Raw genomic sequence first — 6,111 nt, 5'->3', positions numbered from 1 at the left:
CTGCTGAACATCGCGCAGGCGGCGCAGGACTGGGGCGTGCGGCGTCTGGGCGTCGCCAGCACGATCGGGGTCTACTACGGTGCCGAGAACGACAGCGGCGGACCGCTGCGCGAGGACGCGCCGCTGTCGATGAACGCGTCCGCCTCGATCCCCACCTTCAAGAAAGTCGGCGAACTGCTCGGCGGGTTCCTCGCCGACACGACGGGCGTCGACATCGTCGACTACCGCATTTCCGGCACCTGGGGACCGCTCGGCCACCCCGACCCGTTCTTCGCGGCCCCCGCCCTCATCCACGCCGCGGCCCGCGGCACCGCCCCGGACCTCTCCCACCTCGTGGGCCCGGCCTTCGCCGAGGACGGCCTCGACCTCAACTACGTCAAGGACGCCGGGCGTGCGATCGCCCTTCTCCAGCTCGCGGAGAAGCTGAACCACCGCACGTACAACATCGGATCCGGCCGAGCCACGACCAACTCCCAGCTCATCGAAGCCATCAGGAAGGCGGTGCCCGACGCCCAAGTCGACCTGCCCACCGGCGGCGACGCGTCGCACGCGGCACATCTGGTCCTCGACATCGGCCGTCTCCAGGAAGACACCGGTTACGAGGCCGCGTACGACACCGAGCGAGCCGTCGCCGACTACATAGCCTGGCTGCGCGCAGGCAACAGCAGCTGAGCCCACGCCACGCGCCCGATCGTGAAAGGGCTTCCTGGGGAGACGCGGACAGCCGGTAGGCCTGCCGGCCCAGGGCCAGGTGGAAGCCGATGAGGGCGAAGACGTCTCGACGGTGCGTAACCAGCGGATCCGCGGGAACCGGTCGATCGGCGCGATCAGGCCCGACGGTTCGGGGCAGCGAGGAGGAACAACACACTGCCGCCGATACCGATCAGGCCGCCCCACCGCAGGACGCTCGTGTCTTCTGTCTCGTTCATGGGCTCAGCCTGCCCGGACGGCCCTGGTCGCGGCTTCGGTCCTCGGTGGACAACTGACCTGCTCAAGGTAGTAGTTGGTCGTACGCGGGCCGGGCGGCCGGGTGCCTACAGTCCGGTCATGATGGTGCAGGTTGCCGAGCACGCGCCTGATGATGACCGGCCACTTCGGTGTCATCGGCCGGGGCGGGAGCGGGTGTTCGACGCGCTCGCCTTCCTCCTGGCTGCCGGGTTCGCGGCCGGCACGTTCCTCGACAGTCCCGGCTGGAGTACGCCCTTCGCCGTGGACCTGGCGCTGGGCGCGCTCGGCTGCCGGGGTGTGGCGCCGCCGCCGGCCGATCGGTTTCGCTGCTGTGACAGGTCTGTTCAGCATCGCCTCGACGGCCTTGTCCGGGGTGGCTCTGATCGCGTTGTACACCGTCGCCGCCTACCGGCGGTTGCTGGCGACCGGGGCGGTCACGGGCCACCAGAACACTGGCGCGGTTCCGGCGGCAACTCGCCGAAGCCGTCTCCTCCCGACGAGATCCTGAACGCCATACTCCGGGTCGCCGCCGGCGACCCCATACTCTCTCCGACGGTCACCCGACAGCTCATCGTGCACGTGGGCACCACCGCGTCCGACACCCGCCGACACCACGCCCAAGCCGTACTCACCAGACTGATCCGACGGGAACAAGAGGTGGCCACCGAGGTCGGCCAAGGCCGCTCCAACGCCGAGATCGACCCCCTGAAAAACCGCACCCAACTGGCCATCCTCGTCCACGACGCCGGCCTGCCCGAGTGGTCGGGCGAAAGGCAACCTCTGCGCGAGACGGTGCCCCCGAGGTGTCGTTCGAGGGAGGGGGCGGCTCCGGTTGGTGGGAGTTGGGGGGGGATCAAGCGTCGGTGGCCAGGCGGTTCAGCCATTCCCTCAGAAGGTGTTGTTCGGCGCTGCTGAGGTTCGTCTGGTCGGGGAGTGAGGCGCGTAGTGCGCGGGCGGCGCCGGCTGGGCCTGAGTCCTGGATGGTGGGCTGCTGGTTGGTGACGGCGGTGACCATGGATTCTCGCAGCGTGGTGAACAGAGCCGGGTCGCGTCGGTCTTGGGGTAGAGACAGCCAGGTGAGGACCGCTCCGCGCGCTGTGGCGTGAATGATCTGGGCTGCGAGTTCCTCGTCGACGCGGAGCCAGCCGCCGGCGGCCAGGCGCCGGATGCGGCCCATCAGGATCTCCATGCCGGTTTTGAAGGCGGCGGAGTCGGCTCTGGTGGGTTCGGCGTACATCAGCGTGTACAGCGCGGGATTGGCCAGGCCGAACTCGACCGCGACGTCCCAGCCGCCCCTCAGGTCCTCGATGGGGTCCTGAGGGTCGGGGTCGACGTGCTTCGTGGCGAGGAACGCGGTGAAGCCGTGTTCGGCCACCGCGTCGAGCAGCCCGTCCTTGTCGCCGAACAGCCGGTAGATGGCAGGTGGTTGCAGGCCCGCCGCAGCGGCGACCGCACGGGTGGTGACCGCGTCGCGGCCGCCGTGCGTCAGCAAGCCGATGGCGGCCTCGATGACCAGCTGCCGAGTCTGGTCCCGGCCGGGGGATGCGGTGTCGGACTTGACGGCTGTGGTGCCGTCTTCGCCGCGTCGATGCGATGGCATAAAACAATGGTACTGCATGGATGTTTCCGGCGTTAGTATCGGTGGTAGTCTATGAGTGGTTCCACTGGAAATGGTTCATCGTGGCGGGGGAGGGTCGGTCGGTAGTCGGCCTGAGTCGGTCACGACGTGGTCGCCTCGTCAACCGGCTATTGGTTGTCATAGACGTTCGGCTGCGACGAGCATGAAGTTGGGGAGATGGGCGTAGCTTTCGATGCCGGGGGTGGCGGGTTGGGCTTCCTGGGCGGCGTCGGGGGTGAGGCCGGGTTCGGCGAATTCGAGCAAGCGGCAGTCGAGTGCGGCGAGTTCGTTGAGATAGGCCGAGATCGGACGATGGAAGTTGGAGGCGTGGGTTTGGGAGGTCTCGTACTCCGCCAGATAGCGGTTCAGGCGATAGTCGCCATGTTCGCGCCACGTTGTCAGCAGCTGCTCGAAAGCCGGGTGGTTTACGGAGAAGGTGAACACCCCGCCTGGCCGTAGGGCTTGGACGCAGGCTCGCATGGCCGGCTTCCAGTCGGGGATGGCTTGCAGGACCATGCTGCAGACGACGGCGTCGTACGGGTCGCCGAGTTCCGGTAGCTGTGCCAGGTCGGCTTGGATGTACTCGATGCCCTGTTGGAGGGAGCTTTCCTTTTCCCGGGCGTAGGAGAGCATGCTGTCGGTCGGCTCGATGCCGGTGACGCGGGCCCCGCGGGTGGCGAGCATTCGGCTGAAGTAGCCGTGCCCGCTCCCGGCGTCGAGGATGCGTCGGCCCCGTACGTCTCCCAGCATGCGCAGCAGCACCGGGTTGATCAGGTGGCGTTTGGCGAAGTCGCCCTCGGGGCCCATCGCCTCCAGCGCCTCGCGGGGAAAGCGGTTCCACTGTCGGATAGCGGCTTCGTTCGTCAGATGCTCGGTCATTGGCGACAGCGTAGGGAGTGTTGGGTTCGTGCGTGCAGTGAATACACCACCGTGGCCATGGTCCGGGCACCCACCGGTCGCTCGGCATCCGAGCGACCGGGGGCTCTCTCAATGGTCGCTAAGCCCGATCCCGCGCGATCAGTTCATCGCCGGGTTCCGGGGCGCCTTGACCCGCAGGACGATCAGCAATGCGGCCGCGACCAGTACGACGCCGGAGACGGTGAACACGGTGACGGTGCCGCCGAGGCCGAACATCACGCCGCCTGCCGCGGCCCCGCCGGCGATGGCGGACTGGACGCCTACGACCACGAGCCCGCCCGCGCTCTCCGCCTGGTCGGGCACCATGCGGGTGGCCCAGTTCGACCAGGCCACCGACACGCCGCCGAAGGCCAGGCCCCAGAGGACCACCAGGGCCACGTACCCGACCTGCCCGGCGGGGAGGAGTGCCAGGCCCAGGGCCGCGATGCCCATCAGCACCGGTGTCAGCGACAAGGTGAGGCGCAGGCTGATCTGTAGCAGCCAGCCGGCCATGAGCGTGCCCACGAAGTTCGCCACTCCGAAGACGAACAACAGCAGCGCCAGCTTGTTCGCGTCGACTTTCACCACGTCTTCCAGGGCGGGCCGGATATAGGTGAACAGCGCGTAGTGGCCAATGTGGACCAGCAGCATTCCTATGATTCCCACGCCGAATCCGGGGCGCCGCAGCACCTCCCACAGCGTGCCCAGCCGTGCCGTGCCACGGGGTGTCATCCGGGGCAGCGTGAACACCTGGAACACCAAGGTCAGCACTCCGAGCGCGGCCGCCGCCAGGAAGGTGTTGCGCCAGCCGGTCAGATCGCCGAGGTAGCTGCCGAGCGGCACCGCCACGATGGTCGCCACCGCGATGCCGCTGAAAATGATCGATACCGCACGCGGGACCAGGGCCGCGGGCACCAGGCGCATCGCCACCGCGGCCGCCATGCTCCAGAAACCGCCGAGCGCGATTCCCAGCAGGATGCGCATCAGCATCAGCATCGCCAGGTTGGTGGCCACGGCGACCAACAGATTGGACACGATCAAAAGGACGGTGAAGCCGAGCAATACGACCCGCCGGTTGATTTTCCGGGTCAGACTCGCGGTCAGCAATCCGGAGAGCATCGCCGCCACCGCTGTGATCGTCACGGCCTGTCCGGCCAAAGCCTCCGATATCCCAAGGTCGGCGGCCATCGGCGTCAACAAGCTGGCCGGCAGATATTCCGCGGTCAGCAGCCCGAATACACCCACAGCAAGAGAGAACACCGCCGCCCAGGAGGAGGAAGCAGGTTCGGGCGGTACCCGTTCCGCATCGACGGTATTGCCGGAGCCGCCGTGGGGGCCGGTAGCGGCATTGGCGTCGGCCTTCGCTTCGGTATCGGTATCGGCAACGGGCACGGTGTCGCACACATCACTGCTCAACGGTTTACTTCCCCTGAATCGCATGAAAAGTTCAAGTCAAGCCTGCACGCGAACTTCAGGATGAGCTATGACAGAAAGTCTGCAATCTTTGACCGGGACTCCGGACGGAGGGGGCGAGGGGCAGTTCGCCCTGTCGTCTGATCTCATCAGCGAACTGCTCACCAACATGCGGCTGCGCGGTGTCCGGTACCGTCGCGTCCACGCCGGCCCCCGGTTCGGCCTCACCTTCGATGCCAAGCCCGGACACGTCTATTTCCACTTCCTCGCCGTCGGCTCCGCAGTCCTGCGCACCGAGGACGGGACGCTCCACGAGCTCTCGGCCGGAAATGCCGTATTCATGCCGCACGGCCAGTCCCATCAGCTGCTCTCCGGTCCGGACATACCGGCCCGGGGCATAGAGAGCTTCGCCGCGGTGCCCCTCAGCGACGCGGTCTGCGACGTGGACGCCTGCCCGAGCACCGCCCCGGCCGGCTCCGCGCCACCTCCCAGCGCGATCTTCTTCACCGGTTCCATGGAGTTCGACCTCGGCGGAATGCAGGGCCTCAGCCAGCTGATGCCGGACATCATGCTGGTCAACGCCACGGGAAAGCGCTACCCCGGGCTCATGCCGATCCTCGCGTCCATGCGGCGCGAGCTCTGCTCCGCGCGCGTGGGCTTCGCCGGCATCCTCGCCCGGCTGGCCGAGGTGGCGGCGGCCATGATCGTACGGGGCTGGATCGAATGCGGCTGCGACAGCAGTTCCGGGCTGGTGGCCGCGCTGCGCGACCCCCGCCTGGCCCGCGCCATCCTGGCCCTGCACCGGCGGCCCGGCCATCACTGGACCGTGGCGGAGCTGGCAGCCGAATGCAATGTCTCCCGGTCCGTCTTCGCCGACCGATTCCAGGCCACGATCGGCGTGCCGCCGCTCCGCTACGCCACGGAGCTGCGGATGCTCCTCGCCTGCCAGTGGCTGGCGCAGGACACGCTGTCGATCCAGTCCGTGGCGCTGCGCCTCGGCTACACCTCTCAGGCCGCTTTCAGCCGCGCTTTCAAGCGCGTCACCGGCCGGTCGCCCGGCGCCAGCAGGGATGCCGCGGCCCTTCTCGGAGCCGCCGCTTCCCTTGCCGGGGCGTCGGGGCCGGACAGCGGGTGACTCCGCCCGATCCGCCGCCGCGCCGTGCCGAGGGCCGCGGCGGCGGCCAGAGGATCAGGGGCGGGGGCTGTGCTGGGGAGGGGGAGCCGCTCGTCGTGCG

Annotated in this window: 6 protein-coding genes; 2 read left to right on the top strand and 4 right to left on the bottom strand. The window is 68.2% G+C overall.

Translation table 11 applies throughout. The features are described from left to right. A partial coding sequence (locus ACFU99_RS04090; RefSeq protein ID WP_384385407.1) for an NAD-dependent epimerase/dehydratase family protein occupies positions 1-672 on the top strand: 672 nt, incomplete at its 5' end. Positions 673-933: 261 nt separating this feature from the next. Here the strand turns inward: ACFU99_RS04090 and ACFU99_RS04085 are convergent. The 4 genes from ACFU99_RS04085 to ACFU99_RS04070 all read right to left on the bottom strand — a co-directional run bounded on the left by ACFU99_RS04085 (position 934) and on the right by ACFU99_RS04070 (position 4,879). Then, a complete protein-coding gene (locus ACFU99_RS04085; RefSeq protein WP_384385404.1) occupies positions 934-1,344 on the bottom strand; it encodes a hypothetical protein in 411 nt (136 codons plus the stop codon). A gap of 457 nt (positions 1,345-1,801) precedes the next feature. Further along, a complete protein-coding gene (locus ACFU99_RS04080; protein WP_384385402.1) occupies positions 1,802-2,548 on the bottom strand; it encodes a TetR/AcrR family transcriptional regulator in 747 nt (248 codons plus the stop codon). A 156-nt stretch (positions 2,549-2,704) separates the two neighbouring features. Further along, positions 2,705-3,445, bottom strand: coding sequence for a class I SAM-dependent methyltransferase (locus tag ACFU99_RS04075; RefSeq protein ID WP_384385399.1), 741 nt, complete (start codon positions 3,443-3,445; stop codon positions 2,705-2,707). A 138-nt stretch (positions 3,446-3,583) separates the two neighbouring features. Further along, the gene (locus ACFU99_RS04070) at positions 3,584-4,879 is read right to left on the bottom strand and encodes an MFS transporter (RefSeq protein WP_384385396.1); all 1,296 of its coding nucleotides are present in this window, start codon (positions 4,877-4,879) and stop codon (positions 3,584-3,586) included. 67 nt (positions 4,880-4,946) lie between these two features. On the opposite strand from ACFU99_RS04070, the gene ACFU99_RS04065 reads away from it, so the two are divergent. After that, on the top strand, positions 4,947-6,011 hold the full coding sequence (locus ACFU99_RS04065; protein WP_384385393.1) for an AraC family transcriptional regulator: 1,065 nt from the start codon (positions 4,947-4,949) through the stop codon (positions 6,009-6,011). Positions 6,012-6,111: the final 100 nt, after the last annotated feature.

The organism is Streptomyces sp. NPDC057654, assembly GCF_042800135.1.
GTDB lineage: Bacteria > Actinomycetota > Actinomycetes > Streptomycetales > Streptomycetaceae > Streptomyces.
This window is presented reverse-complemented; position numbering and strand designations above follow the sequence as displayed.

Excerpts from the sequence above, each read along its gene's own strand:
- ACFU99_RS04080 (WP_384385402.1), bottom strand. The coding sequence starts at position 2,548 with ATGCCATCGCATCGACGCGGCGAAGACGGCACCACAGCCGTCAAGTCC.
- ACFU99_RS04075 (WP_384385399.1), bottom strand. The coding sequence starts at position 3,445 with ATGACCGAGCATCTGACGAACGAAGCCGCTATCCGACAGTGGAACCGC.
- ACFU99_RS04065 (WP_384385393.1), top strand. The coding sequence starts at position 4,947 with ATGACAGAAAGTCTGCAATCTTTGACCGGGACTCCGGACGGAGGGGGC.